15 protein-coding genes and 2 pseudogenes are annotated in these 22,190 nt (G+C 63.6%); all 17 read right to left on the bottom strand.

The window, feature by feature from the left end:
• Positions 1-329: 329 nt before the first annotated feature.
• Positions 330-1,094 carry a sugar phosphate isomerase/epimerase family protein gene (locus P7D22_RS17470; protein WP_319935532.1) on the bottom strand — a complete coding sequence of 255 codons (765 nt, stop codon included), beginning with the start codon at positions 1,092-1,094 and terminating at the stop codon, positions 330-332.
• Positions 1,095-1,143: 49 nt separating this feature from the next.
• Positions 1,144-1,950 carry an NAD-dependent epimerase/dehydratase family protein gene (locus tag P7D22_RS17465; protein WP_319935531.1) on the bottom strand — a complete coding sequence of 269 codons (807 nt, stop codon included), beginning with the start codon at positions 1,948-1,950 and terminating at the stop codon, positions 1,144-1,146.
• Positions 1,947-2,381, bottom strand: coding sequence for a GtrA family protein (locus P7D22_RS17460; RefSeq protein WP_319935530.1), 435 nt, complete (start codon positions 2,379-2,381; stop codon positions 1,947-1,949). The genes P7D22_RS17465 and P7D22_RS17460 overlap by 4 nt, the downstream gene beginning before the upstream one ends.
• Before the next feature lie 64 nt (positions 2,382-2,445).
• Complete coding sequence (locus P7D22_RS17455; RefSeq protein WP_319935529.1) at positions 2,446-3,558, bottom strand: FAD-dependent oxidoreductase; 1,113 nt, start codon at positions 3,556-3,558, stop codon at positions 2,446-2,448.
• Positions 3,555-4,256: a glycosyltransferase family 2 protein gene (locus P7D22_RS17450; RefSeq protein WP_319935528.1), complete on the bottom strand. Its 702-nt coding sequence runs from the start codon at positions 4,254-4,256 to the stop codon at positions 3,555-3,557. The genes P7D22_RS17455 and P7D22_RS17450 overlap by 4 nt, the downstream gene beginning before the upstream one ends.
• Positions 4,257-4,401: 145 nt before the next feature.
• A complete protein-coding gene (locus tag P7D22_RS17445) occupies positions 4,402-5,430 on the bottom strand; it encodes a hypothetical protein (RefSeq protein ID WP_319935527.1) in 1,029 nt (342 codons plus the stop codon).
• Positions 5,431-5,644: 214 nt separating this feature from the next.
• Positions 5,645-6,823: an acyltransferase family protein gene (locus P7D22_RS17440; protein WP_319935526.1), complete on the bottom strand. Its 1,179-nt coding sequence runs from the start codon at positions 6,821-6,823 to the stop codon at positions 5,645-5,647.
• A 123-nt stretch (positions 6,824-6,946) separates the two neighbouring features.
• Positions 6,947-7,882: an NAD-dependent epimerase/dehydratase family protein gene (locus tag P7D22_RS17435; RefSeq protein WP_319935525.1), complete on the bottom strand. Its 936-nt coding sequence runs from the start codon at positions 7,880-7,882 to the stop codon at positions 6,947-6,949.
• Between the two features lie 196 nt (positions 7,883-8,078).
• The gene (locus P7D22_RS17430; protein ID WP_319935524.1) at positions 8,079-9,770 is read right to left on the bottom strand and encodes a glycosyltransferase family 39 protein; all 1,692 of its coding nucleotides are present in this window, start codon (positions 9,768-9,770) and stop codon (positions 8,079-8,081) included.
• A 58-nt stretch (positions 9,771-9,828) separates the two neighbouring features.
• Positions 9,829-14,694: a rhamnan synthesis F family protein gene (locus P7D22_RS17425; protein WP_319935523.1), complete on the bottom strand. Its 4,866-nt coding sequence runs from the start codon at positions 14,692-14,694 to the stop codon at positions 9,829-9,831.
• Between the two features lie 159 nt (positions 14,695-14,853).
• A pseudogene (locus P7D22_RS17420) lies at positions 14,854-15,114 on the bottom strand (IS256 family transposase); the annotation flags it as partial.
• A 68-nt stretch (positions 15,115-15,182) separates the two neighbouring features.
• Positions 15,183-16,253 (bottom strand): annotated as a pseudogene (locus P7D22_RS17415) (IS256 family transposase).
• A 206-nt stretch (positions 16,254-16,459) separates the two neighbouring features.
• Positions 16,460-16,726 carry a hypothetical protein gene (locus P7D22_RS17410; protein WP_319935522.1) on the bottom strand — a complete coding sequence of 89 codons (267 nt, stop codon included), beginning with the start codon at positions 16,724-16,726 and terminating at the stop codon, positions 16,460-16,462.
• An 11-nt stretch (positions 16,727-16,737) separates the two neighbouring features.
• Entirely contained in the window at positions 16,738-18,336 is a 1,599-nt protein-coding gene (locus P7D22_RS17405; RefSeq protein WP_319935521.1) for an exodeoxyribonuclease VII large subunit, read from the bottom strand.
• Between the two features lie 181 nt (positions 18,337-18,517).
• On the bottom strand, positions 18,518-19,384 hold the full coding sequence (locus P7D22_RS17400) for a hypothetical protein (RefSeq protein WP_319935520.1): 867 nt from the start codon (positions 19,382-19,384) through the stop codon (positions 18,518-18,520).
• 268 nt (positions 19,385-19,652) lie between these two features.
• A complete protein-coding gene (locus P7D22_RS17395) occupies positions 19,653-20,783 on the bottom strand; it encodes an AAA family ATPase (RefSeq protein ID WP_319935519.1) in 1,131 nt (376 codons plus the stop codon).
• A gap of 196 nt (positions 20,784-20,979) precedes the next feature.
• The gene (locus tag P7D22_RS17390; RefSeq protein WP_319935518.1) at positions 20,980-21,324 is read right to left on the bottom strand and encodes a hypothetical protein; all 345 of its coding nucleotides are present in this window, start codon (positions 21,322-21,324) and stop codon (positions 20,980-20,982) included.
• Between the last annotated feature and the right edge of the window lie 866 nt (positions 21,325-22,190).

Raw genomic sequence — 22,190 nt, 5'->3', positions numbered from 1 at the left:
CAGACTCGCACGAGCCCAGCGTCCTGTGAATCCTCTGTGCGCGTCAGTGCACTAGAGTGTTTCCCGAGATTGGAGGGTGCAGATGGGACGGAGAACCTCACCTTCCAGTCGCGCACAATCTGAAGCGCGACGCTGCTGATTGCTGCCGCCTCAGATCGCGAGCCACCATCGAAGATCCGCGCCAGGGCAATGAGCCGGCGTGCCTAATCCGCATCCTTCGTGGCGCGCGCCATGCTGTCGGAATCAGAGCGAAGGGGGATGGGCGTAGCCATGGCAAATCCCGTCGCCATGATGATTCATACCTCAAGACGCCTGAAAACCCCTACGAGTCAGGCTCGCCGCTCGCTGGTATAATGACCAAGCACCGTCGCGGCCCGATCCATGGCTGACTGCCAGTCCTCGCTGGCCCGCATCTCTACCGAATGCCAACCATCATAACCTGATCGAACGACTGCAGCTGCTATGCCGGCGTGATCGGCCTCCGCAAACGATCCCAGGGGAACCAGATCGGGCTCGCTGACATGCATGTGAAACGCCACCCGTGCAGCGTCTTCGACGACATCGGCACCTTCCTGGTTGATCATCACCGTGCCTGTGTCGAGGTGGAGCGAGAAGCCGGCCTCGCCAACCGCTTCGACGAGCGCCTTCGCCTCCTGGGTGCTCGTGACGAAGCGACACTTGTAACGCTGCGGATTCGCTTCGAGGCACAGCTCGACCCCGTGTGCCGCATAGAAGCGGCCAATGCGGCCAAAGAAATCGACGGCGATTCGCTTGGCTTCGGCGGCGTCAAGGTTGCCCGGATCGCGCAGCGTCGGCGAACCGAACACGCAGGCGCCGGCTCCGACACCTGCGGCGATCTTGCACACCTGCTCGAGCCGGAGCGCCAAGCGGTTGCGCGCTTCACTGTCTGCGAACAAATGGACGTCCGATACACCGAACATGATGGCTTGAAGCGCCGGAATAGCAAGTTGTCGGGCACCAAGCCGGTCCCTGTAGCGCTTGACCGTGGTGGGATCCGCCTCATCAAGGCTGCCAAAGACCTTTGCCGGAGCGACCTCAATCCCTTTGAAGCCCAAGGTGGCGGCGCGGTCCAAGGCCTCGTCATCCTTCTCGGACGGCCATGCGATGTTTGATATCGAGGCTTTATCCATGGTCCTGTAGCCGACCCTTAGTTGCATCCGGCGATGAGCGTACGGCCGTTACGAAACGACGCATCGCGTCGAGCACGGAGGCCTGATCCATGATGTAGCCGTCTTGGCCACCGAAGAGGCCGGCATGGCGCGTCCGCAGGTCGTAGAAAGGCGCGGGGCTGATCGACGGGCCGATCTGAGCGTGGGGAAACAGCGTCTCGACGATGTACCCCGTCTCGATCGGCTCGGGAAACAGGTTGACTACCCGAAGCCCGGCCCGCCCGGCGATCTGCAGATCGTCCGCCAGGCGATCCAAGGGATACCACTGGAATCGCGTGCGCAAGTTGATCTTGTCTGTTTGGTTGCCGTGCAACAGATCGAATACGACATTCTTCTTAAGACCGGGACCGAACAGCGCCGGCAGCCGTGCGATCAGCGCGCTGGCAAAGCGCTCCTTGATGAAGCGCTCGACGGCGAGGCGATGCTTACCGTAGGGCTGCCCCTCATCGGGCTGGATCGCCTCGGCCTCGTCGGCGGTCTGACTGGGGTCGGGATAAACGTCGATCGTCGAGATCAGCGTGAAACGCTCGGCCTTTACTGTTACGAGAACATCCAACAAGGCCTGGATCTGCTGCCAGTCGCGCTCTGGCTCCTTGTTGGCCTGCCATTTCACGGCTGAGATGCCGGCGCAAACGATCTCTTCGAAGGTCCGGCCGGACATCTGCCTAAAATTCGTGGAATTGAAGACGGCATCGTACGACCCGGCCTTTACCAGGTTGGATCCGACGAAGCCGGTATGGCCGATGAGTGCACGCGTCAAGGGGAAACCCGTTTTCTAGCGACAGCGACACCATCCTGCCGCGCGGACCGTTCGATGGCCCGTCCGTCCAGCAGGCGGCGCACCAGCAGGTAGTTCGTGGCGAACGACAGCCCGGTGGCGGCGATGATCTGCGTCAATATCCAGCGATCTTGCAACCCGAGCCATGTCGAAGTCAGGTACAGGGACATTGACCTGACCCCGAGAGCCACTAGGGCCGAAGCGACTGTCCCCAACGCGCGCGATGCCGACGCGGTCCGAGACGCGCCGGCGAAGGTCCAGAACTCGTGCACGAAGTACATGACGACGCTCGCAAGCCCGATTGACACCGTGACGGAGCCGATCAGGGACAGGCCGGCCACGGTGGTCAGCGCCCAAGCGACGCTGATGTCGAGACCAAGGCCGAATAGGCTGGCGAGGAAGAACCGCAGCAAGGACAGATCTAGGAGGCGGCGGACGACGCCCGGAATCCGGGTCAGCGTCGGTCCGTTAGGGGGCCTAGTCGATTGCATCGAAGAGGTCATAAATATTGTCGATCTTGCTGCCCAGTACGGAATGAAAGCCTGGCAGTTCGGTGTGGGCCTGCAACAAGATGGGGCGACCGTCGTCCCGCTCGTTCCGGATCGGTATGGTTTTGACGTCGAACAGCGAGCTTTGCCAGGTCACTTGCCCAAGCGCGGGCATGTAACGGCGGGCGTCGTTCATCATGTGGCGCCATCTCGTTCGGTGCGGCACACTCGCGGCAATGTCGTAAGGCGTCGGCACGTCATCCTCGTCCGTCCAGGTCATGTGGGGCGTGTAACGCACATGGGTAAGCGAATAGGCTTGGGCGGCCGGATAAGGCATAGCGGAAAAGAAGGCGCCATCCATCATCGTCACCGCAAGCCCTTCGAGCTCCGATGGAGGTTTCACCAGCGCTATCTCCACGAGCTCATGCTTAAGGGGCAGACGTTCAAGGCCGCTCGACTTCAGGACGGCATTGATTTGCGAATATGTGACGTTGAACACCTGGACGGCCTCAATGTCCGGTTCATTTTCTAAGCGGATCGCCAGAACGTCTTCCTGACGTCGTTCGACGCGTGTGACCTTGGACCTGTAGGCGAAGGTCACAGGCAGCGCAGCGAGCCTCTCCATCAGCAAACGGCGCATGACTGTATAATCGAACGCGTATTCCGTGCAGGCGAAGACATCCTCGACCAGATCTGGCGTGAATAGGGCTTTTTGAGCCGGGGAGGCCACGCGCAAGGGGGCACCGATGGCCTGAAACATTCCTGAAAACCGCCGCGCGTTTACCTTGGTGCGATATCGGGCAATGGCGTAGAGCATCTGGAAGTCGCGGATGACGGCTTCGTTGTAGTCGCGGGTGAACCGCTCAAAATTATGCCATGAGCGTAGCGCCGTCGCGAAACTGCGGGGGTAATGAAAGCCGGTGTGGACGCGAGCCTGATTGACTGCAGATGCCCGCTCCAAGGGCATCGCCCCCATCTCGCAGACCAGAACCGACTTGCCCTGCCGGGCCAGATGCTCTGCAAGCGCGCAGCCATAGAAGCCCGCGCCGATCACGATCACGTCGTAGCTGCGCCGAGGCGTCTGCGCGACGACGCGTGTCATGGATTGTACCGACCCGCCAAGGTCCGGAACAGGATCTCGACGAGTTCCAAATTGCCTCGGGCATTCAGCTTCGTGGGGATGGGACCTGCCGACGGATAGGACCGCGTAGTTGGGATCTCGCAGGTCGCAAGCCCGAGGCGGGACGCGCGCACAGTCAGGTAAGCCAGAAGCTCATATGTCTGGAAGACGTCGCGGAAGGGTTGGACAGCGGGATGCGTTAGGTAGCGGCGGCTGTAGGCGCGGAATCCCTGGGTCGTATCGGTGTAGCGGCGGCGCGCGGCCAAGCTCAGGACAGGGGCGTGCAGCAGCTTGATGGCCCAATCGCGCAGACGGGGAGTGTTGACCGCCCTGCCACCCGGAATAAAGCGCGAGGCTTGCGCGTAATCGATGCCGTCCTCCAAGGCCTGAATGAACAAGGGGATCGACTCGACGGAATCCTTGCCGTTGCCGTCGATCGTCACGACCCCCTCGTACCCTTCCTTGATCGCGAACGCATAGCCGATGCGAAGCTGGGCCGACAGCTTGCCCTTATCGGTCTTCGTGAGCAGCGCCCGGACGGCAGCGTCCCGAAGCAGAACAGGATCGAGCGACCCATCCTTCGATCCTCCGTCGGCGATAACGATATCGGCCATCCCGCCAATCCCGAGGTCCGCCATCCTGCGGAGCTGCGCCTGGATTCGGGTGCCCTCGTTGATCACCGGAATTACGATGCAGTATCGCGCCGTCTTGTTGTGAAACACCGCGGATTCATGCGCCGGGATGACGGGAGCGGGGGGGTTTGACATCGATCTCGACGATCCTGGAACAAAAGTCAGCACTGGCAGCCGGGGTGACGTCCGGAGTTCAGGCCGGTCCGTCCTTGAACATATGGGCCGGCTCGACGTTCAGGATCGTGACCTCCCGAAATAGGTCGCTTGCGGTTGCCTCGCTAACGAGGCGCGGAGGACGGGTTCGCTCCTGGCGATCCAAAGCGCGCGACAGGCCGAGGCTCAATACGGCCGATACGTTCAACTGCACGAACATGCTTAGCGCGAGCAGGGACGTCGTCGTGGTCCACCCTTCCGCGATCTGTTTTTTGAACATCCACGTCGTCACGACATAGACGAAAACCAGGAACGAGCCGAGCGAGACTGCCAAGCATACGGCGCTGACGATCCGAAGCAGGCGAGGCGCCGAGACGGCCAACAAGCGCGCGAAGGTGTCGATGCGTCCCATCAAGCGCCGGAATCCGCCTCGCGTCGGCGGCATAGTGACCTTCAGGACCGTTTGTGGGCCGAATAGGCGATGCGCCATGAACCGGAACACCGGGATCGCATCGGGATAGGTCATCAACTCGCTCAGCAACTGGCGCGTCATACCCAGGCTGCGGAAATACCGCGTATCGACCTGCAGCCCCGTGATGAAACGGACCACAAAGGCGCCAAAGCGTTCTGACAGGCTGTTGCTGCGCCGCCGCAGGCGAACAAGACTCACGTTGGCGCGGAGCTTTTCGAGGATCGGCGCAAGATCCAGGTAGGGCAGTTCGTCCGATGAGGTCAGCACGATGAGGTCGCCGATGCATTCGCTATAGCCATGCACTGCCATGCGGTCGAAATCAGCGCCGCTTTCAACCTGCATAAAGCGTGTCTGCGGCGCGACATGCCCAAGACGCACCAGGAGTTGTGGCCCGATCACGTCCGAGTCTTCGGGCCCGATCAACAGGATTTCGAAGAACGCGTAGCGGTCGCGCAGGAACGAGGCGAGCTTGCCGAGATGAGTCTCATCGAGGCCGGCATGAGCGCTTACGACCACGATCAGGCTGACGAGGAGCGAACTGTCGAGACTGCCGGTGCCCCGATGCAGAGTGTCGTCTAGCAATTCGCCTTCCTTCAACACCGGGGATCGTTGACAACACAGCCCAGCACTTAGATGGCGCATCTCCGGTTGTCCATCGACCCTTCGCTCCCATGGTGTAGCGCACGCGAGCGCTGCGCGCCTTCCGCGAACTCTGGCGATCTAACAGAGCGGGGCTCAAAGCCTAAGGAAGGCCAGGCACGACACGACCTAGATCAGGGTCGATACCCAGTCGCCTGCCACCTACGCCGCTTTATGGTGCAGCGAGCTGCTGCTCTCGGCTGATGGCCACGAAGCGCCGTCCGAGCCGTAGGGCCGGGCGCTCGATGGCGAGATGGACAAGCGTAGCCGCTGCGATGGCGCCTGCTGATGCGATGAGAAGAAGAGAGAACAGGCGCCCTGGCGTGCTTGCGTGAGAAAGAGCGTCTGGCAGCACCAGAGTATAAATGCCGAACAACACCAACCCATGCAGCATGTAGAGGCTGTAACTGATCTCGCCGAGCATCAGCATCGTGCGCGTCCGGAGGAGACCGAACAGCGTGTTGCCACAGGCGATCGGCGCGAACACGAAAAGCAGGATCAGGTAGCTGAACACCGAATACGGGTTGTCGCAACTCAAGAACAGGGTCAGGGCTGCGAACGCGCAGACAAGCGTGCCCATCCACCCTGCCGCATGACGCCGAATCGCGGGTAGGCGGCCAATCTCGCCGACAAGGCCGCCCAGCGCGAAGGGGGCGACGAATAGGCCTTGCAGAGGCGGCAAAACAGGGTTGAGGCGAGCGACCAGAAGGGCCGCCACGGAAAGCAGGAAGAGCGCCCACGCCTCGAAGCGCAGCTTCGTCCAGGCGAAAGCAAGCAGAGGCAAGGCCAGGTAGAAAGTCCATTCGTAGGCCAGCGTCCAGTGCACGCCGGCGTCGATCAGGTTGGTGGCCGGATATCCGGCGATATCGGTCGACTGGAAGAAGATCCACGGCTCGAAGCTCGGCTGCAGAGCCGTCGACCATGGCGCGCCGGTGACCCGCAGGGCGGCGGCATAGATCAGCACGATCGTGACGCCATAAACCGGCAGAAGCCGGAACACCCGACCTGCGAAGAAGGCATTCAGGTTGATCGCACCGCGGGCCGCCTTGATGCGCCCGAAAAACAGGAAACCCGTGATCATGAAGAACAGCACCACGCTGCAGCCGCCCATCAGATTGTGGAGGTGTGTCGGCGGCACCTCCCAGCGGCCCGTATGCTTCCATTGGTAGGTGATGAAGAAGTGGTGGTAGAAGACGCACATGGCGAGAACGCCGCGCAGCCCGTCGATCGAGGCCAGGCGGCCGGGCAAGGACGGAACAAGCCTCGGCAGCCTGACGGCCCAGAGGCCGACCGCGATGACGACAAATCCTCCGATCGAGAGCCAGGCGGGAGGATGGGCGATATACGTCATGGCGCCTGCGGTTCCGATCGGTTACGGCCGACTTGCAATGGTCCGGGATCCACCCGAAGCAACGCCGAGGTCAGGACGTGCCCTGCGTCTCGCCGATCCCGCATACAATCCTGGCCGATCGGTTCAAGACGGCTCGTGGCTTCGGCGCAAGGCCGAGAGCGTCCGTTCGACCCCGATGCGGAACGGATAGGCGGGTTCCCATCCGAGATCCTGCTTGGCTCGTTCGATCGACAGTACACTGATGGGAACATCGAAGCTGCGGCGCGGGGTTCTGTTGACACGGAGCGGATGACCGACCTGGGTCTCGAGCTCGGTGACGATGTCGTTGAGGCTAAGACCGCCGCCGCTTCCGATATTATAGATGAAGCGATCAACCGAAGGCCGCGTCGCCAGCACGGTCAGACACCGCGCGACGTCGTCGATGAAGATGTAGTCGCGCACCACCGTGCCGTCGCCCCAGATCTCGATGGTGTCGCCCGCCAGGGCGCGATGAATGAAGGTCGTCACAGCGCCAACGCCCGAGACGAGGCTTTGATTGCCACCGAAAGGATTGGCGATGCGGGCGATGCGGCAATCGATGCCATACATGTCGCGGTAAAGTCCGAGGTAGAGTTCTGCCGTGGCCTTGCCGGTGCCGTAGGCCGTGATCGGCGCGATGGGGTGGTCCTCCGCGACGGGAACGTGCCGTATCCGGCCATAGACCGTGCCGCCGGACGACGAGAAGACCAAGCGGCCACCGCCGCGTCGACGAAGCGCATCCAGTAAGGCGATGGTGGTCCCGACGTTGATGTCGAGATCACGTCCCGGATCGGCGTTGGCGCTCGCCGGCGTGGATGCCCAAACGTAGTGGTGGACAACATCGACGCCTTCCAGCAACCGATCCCAATCGGCAGTGCCGAGTTCGAGAACCTCGAAGGCGATCGGGGCGACCTGCTGGTCGTCCTGAAACGGCACGCGGTCGGCTACCGTTACGGCATGGCCGGCGGCGACCAGGTGCCGCACCACATTGCGGCCGATGAAGCCGCATCCGCCGAGTACGAGATGGCGTTCACCAGTCATTAAGGTGCTCCATGGCCTTCGGCGCTATAAGGACAAATCAGACGCGCTTCAAGCCAAGATCGTGGTTATTGACGGCTCCCATGCCCAAGTGCAGGAGAAGAATTTAGCCAAAACCGCAAGGCAAGAACGAATCCGATAATGATAACCATTCCATAAGCCTACATTTCATAACCGCATGTATTTATGGCTGGCGAGTTCACACAAACGGGAGGCTGACTTGCTCCCGGATCATTTTCGGCACAATTATCGAAACTACGCGACGCCATGCCAGGACAAGGACGAGCAAAACGAATATTGCTAGAAGGTGATAAACAGGGCCGATGTACATCGCATTATCGGTCGTGAAGCTAGTGACACCGATGATCGAAAGAAGCCCTATCCGACTAAAGGCATAGGTCAAAATGACGACGCAGACCCGTTCTGCGGTTCCGAACTGCATTCTTCGGCTTAACAATAGGCAACATAGGGCAAGTATAATTGTCACAAGTTCCAGAAGTATCAGTAACGCATGATAAATGCCTAGCAGGGTTTTGAGAAAGGAAAAATCGATTGAGCTGCGATATTCGTCGGTTCCTTTGAGAAAGCTTGACTTGAAATCGGACGATTCAAAGATCGGAGGCCCGTTCAGGATTTTGAACATCGCTCCGAGAGCAGCCTGCTCTCCTTCGCTGGACGACGCCGTCAACGCGCTCGGGTCGGCGGTGAGCGCGGTCCGCATGATTTCGAACCCATACCCCGGCATCTGCACAACATCGTTCCAGGACATCGTCGGCAGGGCCGCGATGGGCCGCCAGTCACAGTGTAAGGCGCCTCGCTTACAGGCGCCTTCGATATCGGCCCTCACCTGCTTATAGAACGCTGCCGCTTCTGCCGGGGACTGATGGTGCCCCCGCTGCCACGCTGCGTAACGCACGGCCCAATGCCACCATCCATTGCCGATTTCGCCGCAGCGGTTCGCCGCAATTGAACAGGCAAAATCGAAATACCCAGGCGCCTCGATCACGGGCCGCAGCGTCGCCAATGCCGGGCTGACATCGTACAGCATCTGCCGTGCCGCCTTGGTCACCGCGACTCCCGGAATACGACCCCCATCCCGCACGGACTGCGTTGCCGAAATGGCTTTGACGAAGGCAGCATCGTTTATTTCGGCAACCGCCCACCGACCGTAATGCGCGCGGTTCATCAGTCCGAGGCCGACCGGAAGCAACACGGCGGCTAACAAGAACAGCAAAGCACCTTTGAGCCTGACGAGTCTTCGGTGCTGATCCAGCAGAAGCCAGACAAGCACGCCCGGCAAAAGCCAGATACCGTCTTCCCGCGTGATCCAGAGCCACCCGAATGCGACGCCGGCGGCGGCGATCCAACGATAACCTCTACAATCGGTCATCCAGCAGATGAGCAGACCCAGGAAGAGCATAAACTGATAGCAATAGATATCTTCACGAAGAACACGATTCAGCATGAAATATTGCGGCGAGAAGAGCACAAGCCCGAACGCCAGCAAAGCTGCGAGCCGGCTGAGGCTCAGACGCCAAACAGCCCAGGAAAAAAAGACAGAAATACTTCCATTGAAGAGACCCACGGCAATATTGAACGGCAGCCCCGACAGTGCAGCAAGAGCGATGAAGAACGAGAATCCCGGCGGCTTGGCAAGCGTCCTGTCATTATAGACGCCAAGCCACTCGCCATTGAGCAGAGATCGCGCCAACCCCACGTAGAGCGCATCGTCGTGAGCGGCACCAGGGCGCAGGTCCCATGGCTTATGAAGCATCACGAAAAGATAGGCGCAGGCCAGAAGCATAAAGAGCGCAAAAACGACCGTTATAGATGGTCGGATCGTCATGCACCTTGCGAGCGTCCTCCCGATCGTGTCGCGCGACGTGTCCATGGCTGCTCTGCGAAACCATGTTCTCATTGCAAGACACTCTCACGCGAAAATTGGGCGCTCACCAGTTTGATCCAGGGGTTCTGATACCCACGACATCAAAACCTGCGCTGCGGACGACAAAGGGGAGCAAGCGCTCGACAGCATGCAGCATCGTTGCGTCATATGGCAGGGGTTCGGCGGGGAAATCGCTCCAGTCTAGATTCAGACCTGCCAAAGGTGAAAGGGCCTCCGGCCGAGCCCAAAACATGGTACCAAGTGGAAAATCGAAGACATCATCCAGAGCGACTTCCAGCTTCATGCGCTCAGCCAGCGCCTCACCGATCGCACGATTTCCATCCCAGCCGACGAGATGCGGATCTTCTGCCATGATCAACCCTATCTTGGGGTTCGCTACACAGGCAGCCGCGACGGCGTCGAGCATGGGGCTTGGTCCGACCAGATTGCTCCAAAGGAAGTCCCGCCAGCGCTCACCCATTGAAGCATCCGTCGCGTTGCTCTTCTTCCCGTGAACATGGCCGACGAGATCGTAATTCGAGGTTTGGATATTTCTCAGGACATGCAGGAACGGGCCGATGTCCCTGCCTTTGTTGGGGTTAACCAATATTCTGCAAGTCTTTCTCCCATTGCAGATGTTCGCCAGTTCAGCGGCTTTCTCCTCAGTGTCGGTGGTCAAGTATAAATCGCACGATGTGGCATTCTCATTAAGGCGAGCAAGAAAGTCGACGATTAAGTCGGGATAGAAGAAATGCCCGTGCAGAGCGACGCGCAGATCGGATGGGCTCGCAGCGGGCGCAGGAGACAGCACGCTTCGCGCCCATGGGCCAGCTGGTTTGCCCGCCCGCAGCCAATGGGCAAGCGGCGTCTCACCCTGCTCCACACAAGCCTGGCTGTGATGCAACGCATAGATCTGAGGGTGAAAGCCTGCATAGCCACGACGAAACCAATTGTTGCCAGTCTGGCCCTCGCTGATTCCGACTGATGCCCATTGCTGCCTGACAATTTTGGCTAGCGAATCACCATCTCGAACGATCTCGCTCGGCGGCACGACCATCGCGGCGTCGAGATCGGCTTGCAGCAAGGTATTCAAGTCCTCGGTCCGCAGGGCGGCGGCCGCTTTACGCCCCCAAGCGTCAAGCTGGGCAGTATAGTGCCCCATGTCGAAGACCTGTCGAGCCCGGAGGGCTACGGCGCTCCGCATCTTTTCCTGGGCGATCGGGTCCCTTGCAAATCGGCATATGATCTCAGCCGCGGCCGTGGCATCGAGGTAAGGTGCGACAAGAATCTTGGTTCCTGCCGACTGGCTTAGGACTTCGGCGGTCCCAGACGCGCCGGCGAAACAAACGACCGGAAGCCCTCTCGAAAGCGCGTCGATGGCGACGTTCGGCTGCGGATCGAGCCGAGAACTCATGAGAAAAAGATCGGACGCGGCATAGACCGGATTAAGATCGGTCGTCGGCTTCATGATGCGAAGGGTGCTGCCGACTCCAGACCGCGCGATATGCTCAGACAGATAGGCTGAATAGGCGAGGTCCGTTTCTGGATCGTATCCTCCACCGATCCAGACGAAGCGCAATTCAAGATCAGGAGCGATCTTCTTGCATGCGGCCGCGACAGCAACGAACACATCAACACCCTTGCGGATATCGACTGTTCCGGCGCCCAGGATCGTGAAGACGTGTGGTGATCCATCGAGGACCGTATCGATCGTACGCGGCAGCAACGTCTGGCTTAGTGAGGCTGTCTGTTTCACCCCCCGCATCACCGCCGGCGGATCTACTCGCCCTTGGGCTAGAATATGCACCCCGTTGCGCCGGCTTAGGTGCGGCAATGTTTTGAACGATGATTCAGCGACGACATGCGCGGGAAACACAATGTCGCTTGCCCAGTCGAATGCGTCGCTGAGCTTGCTGAGCGGTCTCGTGTAGGAAGCGAACTCATGGATCAAAGCGACACAAGGGACACCTCGCATCGACAAGTGCGGGATCAGTTGACTTGTCTCGATGCTGTTGGCGACCGCATACAAAGGGTCGTAGGTCTTCACCAGACGCTCGGCGACACGGCTCATCTCCGCCGGATGCCAGTGATGCCAGTCCATCGGCCCGACGAATGCGGCTGACACATCGGCGAAATTGCGATCCAACGGTCCGGATCGCAGCACGACCGAGACGATCAGATGCTGTTTGGCCAGATCGGTCGCGATGCTGAACCCGAGCAGGGGAGCGCCGGTGCGCGTGGCCTCATGGACGAGCATCACCACGACGCGACGCCCGTCGGTCTTATCAACAGGCGAAAACGTCAGTTCGTCGACGGCCGGTCGTGGCCGACGCGCCTCGCGTTCGCCTGCTCTGACGAAGTGCAACAGGGGCGACATGCCGGCGGTCGCGATGTCGGGGTAGCGATCGCAATAGAAGACTGGATCGAACTTCGACGAAGGCCGCAGCCCTTCCGGCTCTCCGATCGCAAGGTAATGATCAATCGGGTCGATCGAGGCCGCCCATGCGGCCTCGGTTCCAGAGTAGGCATCTTCGTCGAACAGACCGCTCGCGGCGATCAGATCCGCTTCGGCGCTGCGCCTCGGTCCCGTCGAACCCGGGGGTCGGGAGAGTTCGAAGGGCGGCGATACAGGCAAGGCATCCTGGGGCGGCATCGCATCGATGCCCTCGCCGGGGGCCACCCGTCGCGACACGAGACGGCGTAAGGAGCGTCGCGCAACCCGATAAGGGCCCATGACGCGCCATGAGGCCGAGACCCGCATCGCCTCGATGGTTCCGCGCAGCCGGTTCGCCTCACCTTCGGCCTGATGTACCTGACCGGCCGCAGCGCCGTGATGGTGGTGGAAGGTCTCGACGAGGCCTTCGAGATGATCGAGGGCCGCGCCTCGCGTGCGGAGCTCGACCGCCTGGGCCGCGACCACATTGTCCAGCGCTGCAACCCGAGACTCCAGCTGCTCGGAATGCGCCTTGCCTTGCGAGATCGTTTCCGCATCGCGAGTCACGGCCGCCGCACTTTCGCGCCGCGCCGCCTCGAGAGCTTCTTGCAGACGCGCCACATGGCCGGCGTGCTCGGCCACGCGCTCCTCGAGTTGTTCGATCTGCCCCTTGCCTTGCGAAATCATCTCCGCATCGCGGGTCGCGGCCGCCACGCTTTCGTGTTGCGTCGCCTCGAGAGCTTCTTGCAGACGCGCCGCGTGGCCGTCACGCTCGGCCACGAGTTCCTCGAGGTTCGCGGCGTGGCGCCTGAGTTCTGCCAGGTCGGCGTCCGACCGCTGCATGTCCGCGAAGGATGGCCGGATCGGAAGACGCTCGTTTCCGAAGCCGATCTCGTCCGAGCTCGCGGTGGTTCCGTTCACATGCGCCTGGAATTGACGCTCGAAATCCTTGTATCGCAGGACGTCGTGCCGCGTCATCCAGAGACCGACCCCGAAGGCGAGCCGGATGGCGAGTTCGTCGATGGTCGGGGGAACGTCGGCCGCCGGCGCCGCGCAGGTGTCGAGGGTCAGGAAGGCGTCGCGCACGGCGCGATAAAACAGGTAGCCCGCCTCGATGCTCGACGCGATGCTCCACTCCTGGTCTATGAAATGCGCTCCTTCGTCACCGACGATGAGGTTCCGTGGAATGGCGTCGATGAAGCTTGATGGCAGGATCGTGGCCGCCGCGAGGCCTTCCGACGCGGCCCCCGATGACCGCAGCATCGCCTCCACGGCCTCCCACCAGGGCGCGGTCCAGCCTGCCAGATCCTGCAGGGTCCAGGCAGGATGCAGCACGAGATCAGCTAGGCGGTCGTGCCAGAGCACGCCCATACGATAGGCGTCGGTGCTCACGACCGCGCCGCTGGCCGTCAGGGTCTCGGCCACGATGCCGTCACCGGACTGGACGAAGTGCACGGCCTTGCCGTGCGGAGCAGGCCGGTCCAGGGCGAGGTAATACGCGACCGTGTTCGACTCCGGGATCGCCTCACGCGAGGCGACCACCAGGAAGGAGTTGGCGAGATCGGCGATCAGGCCGTTGCGGGCCACGGGGCGCCACGCCGCGCCTGCGGAGAACGGCAGTGCGGCCGGGCGCTGGACGTCCCGCCGGACGGCCTGCGCGATCAGCGAGGCCGAGTTGAAGCCGGATCCGGGCTCGGACGCCCGGTCGGTCAGGATGACGGCCGGCAGCTTGTAGTCCGGAAACGCATAAAGCCAGCGATGTTCCGAGAGGCCAGCGCCGTCGAGCCGAGCCGCAAGGTCCCGATGCCCGAAGGTCACCGGGCCATCGGCAGCGTAGCGGTCCTCGACCCCAGCGAACGGCTCGCCGAGGTGGTCCTCGGGGTAGCCGGCGAAATATTTCAGTCCCAGCTGGTTCTCGATGGCGAGAACCAGCCGACCGCCCGGCCTCAACAGGGAACCGACGTGACCAAGCATGCGGTCCACGGGATCGCCCACGCCGCCGCCACCGAAGTACGCGCGCGCGTATTCGAGCACCCCGACCATGATGATCGTGTCGAAACACGCGGTCCCGGACAGGTTCGCCAAATCGTCGCAAGCGACCTGGACGTTGGGCAGGTCCCGGCAGCGCAAGGCAGCCGCCGCGGCCCTAAACGGGCTGCCCTCGAAGGCCGTGACTGAATGACCAGCCTCGCCCAACGCACGCGTGATCGCGCCGAAGCCGGCTCCGATCTCCAGAACGTCCCCGCGGATCATCCCGGCCACCGGCCATAGCAGGCCTGAACGCGCCGGGCTTAGGTGGTACCGTGTCACCCAGCTTGAGATGCATCCACCAAGATCACGCGAGAAGATCGAGCGATCGGCCGCGCCTTCAATCGCCTCACGTACCGACCGTTCTTCCGGGCCATCGCTATAGCCGAAACTCGCCCTCGGGGTGTCGGGACGCCAAAGGCCGTCCTCTTCGGATTTCACATACGATAAAGCGGAGAGATCGATCATTCAGGACCATAGTGCGTGTTTCAGTCTGACCCTCCCTTTGCCCAAACGAGCTCTCCACAGGGCATAGGCCAGATCCTTCAAGACTGCCTCTCACATAACCGTAACGTTCGGCAAGATCGTGTCCTCTGGAGCTATGCGGGACTTTGGGTGACGAGGCGATCAGGCGGCGCGATGCGACGTGAGGTCTATGATCTCGGTCCCGTCTCGGAAGGTGGCACCGGCGGCGACTTTGGGCAACTGGCTCTCGCCTTTCAGCCGCCGCCAAGTCTTCGAGGCTGCCATCGCCAGTTTGAAGACCATCAGCCGTGCGGTGTTCGGCGACAGCGCACCCGTGGTACGCACCGTCCTGTGCGGGACGGTGGCGAAGACGCTCTCGATGGGGTTCGATGTGCGCAGATAGTCCCAATGCTCGGCTGAGAAGTGGTCGTGTCCCTTGGCGTGGTGTAGCTCGCTGATGCCACGACGACTGCCGGCTTGGGCCGGGAGGATCAGGCTGCCAGGGTCGGCAGGCTGACAAGGGGATCATCGCCGATTCGGGCGATACTTTCCAGCGTCATGTAGCGGGAGCGCTGGACGGCCCATTCGTCGTTTTGTTCGAGCAGGATCGCGCCGATGAGGCGGGTGATGGCAGCCTTGTTGGGGAAGATGCCCACGACCTCGGTCCGGCGTTTGATCTCACCGTTCAGGCGCTCCAGCGGGGTCGTGGAGTGGAGCTTGACCCGGTGGGCGGCCGGGAAGCCCATGTAGGCCAGCACGTCGGGCTCGGCCGTGTCCATCAGGAGGGCGAGCTTGGGCACCTTGGGTCGGAGTTGATCGGCCACCCGCCGCTATTGCTGACGGGCCGCCTCGGCGTCGTCCTGGGCGAACGCGGTGGCGATGAAGGCCGAGACGACACGACGTCCCGAGCGGCCGACATGGGCGAGCACGTTCCTCATGTAGTGGACGCGGCAGCGTTGCCAGGTGGCGTTCATCACCTTGGCCACCGAGGCCTCGATGCCCTCGTGCGCGTCCGAGATCACGAGCTTGACGTTACGCAGACCGCGCCGGTCGAGCTTGCGTAGGAAGTCCGTCCAGAACGTCTCGGCCTCCGACGGGCCCACGTCCATGCCGAGCACTTCACAACGACCGTCACTGATGAGGTCGGCCGCCTCGAGAAACGCCTCGACGGCATGGATGTCGATGCGCTGCCCTTCCACCATGGCATCCGTAATGTCGGTTAGCCGCGTGATCTCAGGGCCGATCGGCCGGGAGGGCTCCTGGAGGGCATTGAACACCCTGGCGACCTCAAGCACGGCACCGTCCGCATCATGGACGAAGGCCACCATGCCGAGTTCGATCACCTCGTCGTGGCGGTGATCGAGGCCCGTGGTTTCCGTGTCGACGACGACCGCCAGCCGCTCGCCAGGCGCCAGCGGCCGTGACAAGGCCACGGGACGGGGCTGCAGCCGGCGCAGCACCTTGTATTCGTCATGGGCCTCGAGCTGCCGAGCCGCCGCTTCCGGGTCAAACACCGTGCCCGCCGTGCGTCGCCCCCGCGCGACGCGCCGAGGCTGCAGCATGCGGCCCCGACATGCCGTCCTCCTCGAGGTCGAGATGGAGTTGTCGCGTGTCGCTGCTCACCGGCGCCGGTGGTTCCTTCCGTGTCCACCTTGAGGCTATGCCCATCGCGGCCGGCCGGACAACCCGGCTCGGCCGGGACCCCGGGCCAGGGTGCCCGCGGGCGGCTGCGTCACCCTGGTGGTGACGTTGGCGGGGCCGGCCCCGATCACGCCACGGCCTCGTCAACCTGCGCGGCCGCGACCTCCTGATCGATCTCGGCCCGGATCGCTGCCAGGCGGTCGCGGCAGACCGCGTGGGCGGAACGGGCGGCCCTGAGGTCGGCTGCGAGCCGATCGATGCTGGCCGTCGAGCCGGTGGCGCGCAGCCGCTCGGCGATGGACGACAGGGTCGCGTAGGCTTCGGCGTAGGTCGCGGTCGCCTTCAGGATCGTGTCGGCGGCCTGCGGCAGCGTCGTGGTCTTGCTGGGGGTCATGGCTTTGCTCCTTACAGACTGGCTGATTGGGATTGCACGGCGACGACGGCCAGTACGCCGTCTCCGAATTCAAGGGTGAAGCGGCCAGCCGCGAACGCGGCGGCGCGGCTTGCCAGCACCTGGCCGGTGACGTCGCGGGCCAGCGCGTAGCCGCGGCCGAGCACGGCTCCATGGTCGAGGTCGGCGAGCCCTGCCGCGGCTTGCCGCAACAGGGCGTCGACACCGTCGAGGTGCCTGAATACGGAGGTCACGACGGCGTCGAGAAGCCGCTCGGCCTCACGCTCCGCCGCGGCGACCAGCAGCGCGGCACGAGCGAGAGCGGCGGCGAACGGCGCCTGCGGGTCAGGCACCTGCGTGATGCGTTGCCGGACGGCGTCACTGACGCCGCGCATCTGCTGTTCGGCCTTCATCACGGCACGCTCGAGCATGGCCGGCACCGCATCGCTGAGGCAACCGAACTGGCGGTCGAGATCGGCCGAAAGCCCGTCGATCTCGGCTCGGCCCTCGGCGAGCTTCGCCCGCAGGTCGACCCAGAGCGCCGCTAAACCACCGGTCGCTCCGACATGCATGCGCTCGGCGCTGGCAAGGACGCGGTCCCCTACCATCGCGAGCTCGGTCGTGGCCCCGTCGAGGCGCCCGGTGGCGATCAGCCCGATGCCGTCGCGGTTGGCCCGCGCCCGACGAGCCGGCTCCCGCAACAGCTCGCGCACGACCGCAAGCGCCTTGCTGGGCGTATCGACCGCCATGCCGGATGCCACGACTTCATCGATGAGAGACCGATCGGTGGCGTGGCCGAGGCCGGTCACGACCGGTACCGGCAGGGTCGCGACCGCGCGAGCCAGCGCTTCATCGTCGAGCGCCAGCAGACCGCTGCGCGCTCCACCGCCACGCACTAGGAGCACGAGGTCGGGCGGATGACCCGCAAGCGGTTCCGCGGCCCGGCAGACCGCAGCAGCGAGACCCGCTCCGGCCGCCACGCCCTCGAACGGCGTCGCGATGAAACGAACCTGCAGGATGCCGGCGGTCGCCCAGCTCCGCAACTCGCGCTCGACGTCGGCGAGACCGGCGCTACCTGCAGGATGGATCACCGCCAGGCGGGTGACATCGGCCGGACGCGGCAACCGGCGCTGCCGGTCGAGCAGCCCCTCCTGGCGCAGCCGGTCGCGGAGGTCGGCCAGAAGTCGCGCCGCCAAGCTCGCCTGCAGCGATCGGGCAAGCCCGAGCACGCGCGCCTGGAGGTGCCATTTGGGGTCGAACCCCGGCGACAGACGCAGCACCGCGGTGAGGCCGGTGAGTTGTGCCGGCTCGAAGGCGACACCGAGCCCGCGCCGGATCTCCGGCAGCGCGGCGGCGGGCAGAAAGGCGCGAAGCTGTCCGGCCAGGGCACCGCGTGGACCAGGGTCGATCAGCTCGAGGGCATGGCCGCCGGCATTGCTTGTGACCTTGATCACCGTCACTTCCACCCAGAGGGCGGCGGGCCAGCCGGCCCGCAGCACCGCGCCGGTGCGGGTTAAGAAGGTCGACAGGGTGACGGTTTCAGGGAGGTCGGGTGTGCCGCTGCGGGACGGCGTGAAAGGGGACGGCGGAGCCGCGGAGGGGGTATCGAGCATCGAGATGTCCGGTGAGGGAGGGGCATAAACGGCCGGTTGAGGCTGGCAGGATCGGGCTTGGATCGACCTGGCGTTCAGATTGGCAGGGAGAGGTGAGGACGACCGCCGTTATGGGAGCACGACAGCGTGCCCCGACGTGTCAGGGCAGGTCTGTTGAAACCCGCTCCATATCCGGAGCGGGTCAGGCCGCCCGCCGCATCCGGAGGCCGAGAACGTGATCGATGACGATGTCCTCGAGAATTCCGGCAAGTGCGGGACCGTCGGCCTGAGGGCGAAGCAGAATGAGCTCGATCGCCGCCACGGGCAGTCCTGTCGGCCGGTCGAGGCTGGCGCGCAGAAACTGGTCCGGATCGAGGCCTCGCCGCGCCAGCGCGGCGCGGCCTTCGTCGCTGTCGACGTAGCTACGCAGACTTGCTGGACGCAGTGCGCGATTGAGGGCGCTTTCGAACACGCCGTGCGACAGGCCTACCGGCAGGCGTACGATGAAGGTCTCGGTTCCGACCCGCACAGGCCCGAGCGGGTGCGGTGGCCGGAGCTGCAGCTTGGGCGGTGCCGTCCAGGTGTTGAAGCCTTGCTCGTCGCTGTAGCCCGATCCGTCCGCGGCGCGCATGAGGCTGCCGTAGCGCTGGCGGTTGAGCTCGGCCACGCGCAGGTTCAGGCGGCCCATCTGGGCCGTGCCGACCTTGAAGATCGGTTCGCCGAGCAGCGCCGCGAGAACCCGGCTCTGTTCACAGCCCAGAATGTAGCAATGCAGCTCCTCCTGGCTGGGTCGGTAAGCCGAGCGCCACGCCGGCGAAGCGTAAATGGCGTGTCGCTCAGCCATCGTGCGCGTCGACGGACCGAGACGGCCGCGGCCCGGCTTGGCCACGGGACCCTGGTCGAGGAGGGTGCCGGGCTGACGTCGCGTCTCCTTGGAGCGGGGCTGCGCCGCCTGTTGCAGCAGCAGAGACGCCAGGGCGATCTTCTCTGCCTGCGGCAAGCGGCGTGTGACGTCGAGCAGGGTGTCGAGGTCGATCAGGGTCGGCATCGTCGGCATGGTCACAGGCATGATTTTAACTCCGAGGTTTGAATGGGGGTGCTTGATCCGGACGGATCGATGGGAGGGCGGTGATTGATGCCGCGGGGTTCGGCGTGGTGCCGATCTGGCGGCAAGGGCCGGCGACGGGGTCGCGCGTGCCTTGTCGCGTGTGGCTCTAGTCAGCCATCTGGGGGCAGCCGGGGGGATGCCCAGCTCGGTGGTGGTCTGCGTATCCTTGCTGGTTCTTGCTGGTCTTCCTGGGGGAGAGGGCGCAAATCCTCTGCCTGATCGGTCTAGATCAGCCCTGCCGGTCCACTCCGAAGCGGAAGCCCATGCGGGGCGTCGACGTCGACGCCGCATCGGAAAGGATCAATGCCCGGGCCGCCGCGACGTCGGCATCCATCACCGTCAGCCGCCGTGCCGCGGCGGCATAACCGAAGCTCGCGGCCAGCACGACGCGGAGGCGCCGTGTGTTGAGGTCACGCGCGACCGCCAGCGCAGCCGGGGCAAGCGCGAAGCGATCCTGGTAGTCGGCATTCAGGCGGTCGAAGATGCGGCGCGCGATGCTATCGCGCTGCGCCCGGGTGAGTGCGGGAACCCGTAGGGTGACGAAGCGATCGCGCAAATGTGCCGAAAGCGGAGTGAGATCGTTGGCGGTGCAGATCCAGAGAATGCCGTCGGCTCGCAGGGGAACGCCGAGATAGTCGTCCTGGAACACACGAGCATCGCTCGGCTCCAGCAAGCCCAGCAACGCATCGAGCGGCCTGTCGCTCGACCAGCCATGGACCTTGTCGATCTCGTCGAGCAGGATCACCGGCGAGCAACTCCGGCCATCCAGCAGGGCCGAGGCGACCTTGCCCGGACGGGCGCCCTTCCAGCTCGGGTTCGATCCGGTGAGCGTCGCGCTATCCAGCAACGTGGCGCCGGCGAGCATCGTGACATCGCTGCCAAGCGCCTCGGCGAGCGAGCGTGCGTAGTGGCTCTTGCCGATGCCGGGATCGCCGAGCAGCAGCAGCGGCGGCAGGCACAGGGGTGTTTGCGTCAGGGCCGAAAGTTGCGCCGCGCGGATGACGAGGTCCGTCACCTCCCGGAAGTTCGGACAACGTTCGGCCACGCCATGCAGGCGTTGCACCATCTCGGGCGATCCAAGCAGCCGGCGTTTGATGCGGGCCCAGCCGTTGTCGATCAGGCGGCGCAGGCGGGCGACACGCTGTGCCTCGCCGTTGGAAAGGTCGTCATCCGGCAGGCCGCCCGTGGCGCTGTCGATCTCGGCGTGGAGGTCGGCCACAGCCATGATCTCGATCCGTGTCGTATCGGGATCCACGGCGGCATATCGGCCGCCATCGTGCTCGAGAGTGTGACCCACAGGGCGAAGCGGGGCGAACGCGGTCAGCTCGTCGGTGACGGGCTCGATGTCGGTGGCGGTCATGGTTGTTGTATCCGTTGGGGGAGAGGAAGGCTGTCCTTCAAAGGCGAAGCGGGCTTTCCGACGCGGCCAAGAGCGCAACCTGGGGCCTGGATCGAAGGCATCGCGGTCTGTGACGGGGATGCGGTCGCGAAACGAAAAGGCCGGGCGCTGCGAGAGGGCCCGGCCTGATGAGGCGAGAAGATTGCCGGGCTCCGGCTTAGTGCAACTCGCGCTCGAAAGGCGGGGCGAGGGCTTCGTGGTCGGCAGCGATAGCCGCCTCCAGCATGAGATCCGCATGCGAGGCATCGCCGTAGTGCTTCAGCCACGCAGCCACGATGACCTTGGGCTTGATGTCGTCCATGCACGTGGCCTGAATGGAGCCGAGGCACAGGGCCAGGATCTTGGCTGCGCCATAGGCGTGCGTCGCGGCGCGGCTGTTGGAGTCCGAAGCCGCGTGGAAGGTTCCGGTCATCTCGACCCATTGTTGCCAGATCTCGGCGATGCTCGACGGGGTGTCGGCGTTATCCTGGCCAAGACCTTCCATGTTGGTCGTCTCTGTCATCGTGGTACCTTTCCGGGCGGTGCGCCCCGCTCAGGGTCGGTGGCGCCAGCTTCTTGTTTGGGGGATTGCAAAAGAAAGCTTCGAAAAGTCCGGACCGGAGGGATTACCAGCATGGGACGATGCGCTGCGCGCAGACCCGATCGATCGAGGCGCAAGGCGCGCCACCAGGGCTCGCCACCGATCATCACGGCCAGGATCGGTGTTCTCGGGCCGATCTTCGGCCGAGACGGCCGTGATCTCCGCTGTTCGAAGTATCGCTTTCGGACCGTCGGCTTGCTAGGCGGCGCGCCCGTGCTGCATCGGCGCATCGCGATCACCCTCGACACGCACGATCTGCTCGAGACCGGATTGTCCGACTAGGCCACGACATCGGAAGCTGTGCGGCGTGCTTTTCCGGAGGCTCTTACCGCTCACGACCGTCATCGCGATGGCGGTTCGTCCGCCGTCTGACAGGTCGCTTCCGAGCCGGGGCTGCTGAACCAGGACCGCTGTCGGAGCCAGGGGCAGCGGCATGCCGGTCGAGCGCTGCGACAACGGCTTTGTGGCGGCGCTCAGGGGCGACGCCACGGCGCCAATGAAGCAGTCGTCTTACCTGGAGGGCTGACCCTCTCTCGAGCATCCGGGTCAGCCCTATGACGGTGTCGGGTCCGAGCGCCTGTACGGCCTGCTGCACCGGAGCCGGCAGGTCTATGCTGCCCCGTCCGGACAGGATCGCCTCGGCCACAAAACCGGCAAGGATGCGATCACGCTTGTCGATCTGCTCGAACCCGAACCGGGCAGACGGGCCAGTAAGGGGGGATGATCGTTGAATTGTCCGTCGTCAGGCTTTTTGGGACAGCTGGCGGCGTGAACTAAGGGTGGGTCCG

This window comes from Lichenihabitans sp. Uapishka_5 (assembly GCF_033947565.1).
GTDB lineage: Bacteria > Pseudomonadota > Alphaproteobacteria > Rhizobiales > Beijerinckiaceae > Lichenihabitans.
This window is presented reverse-complemented; position numbering and strand designations above follow the sequence as displayed.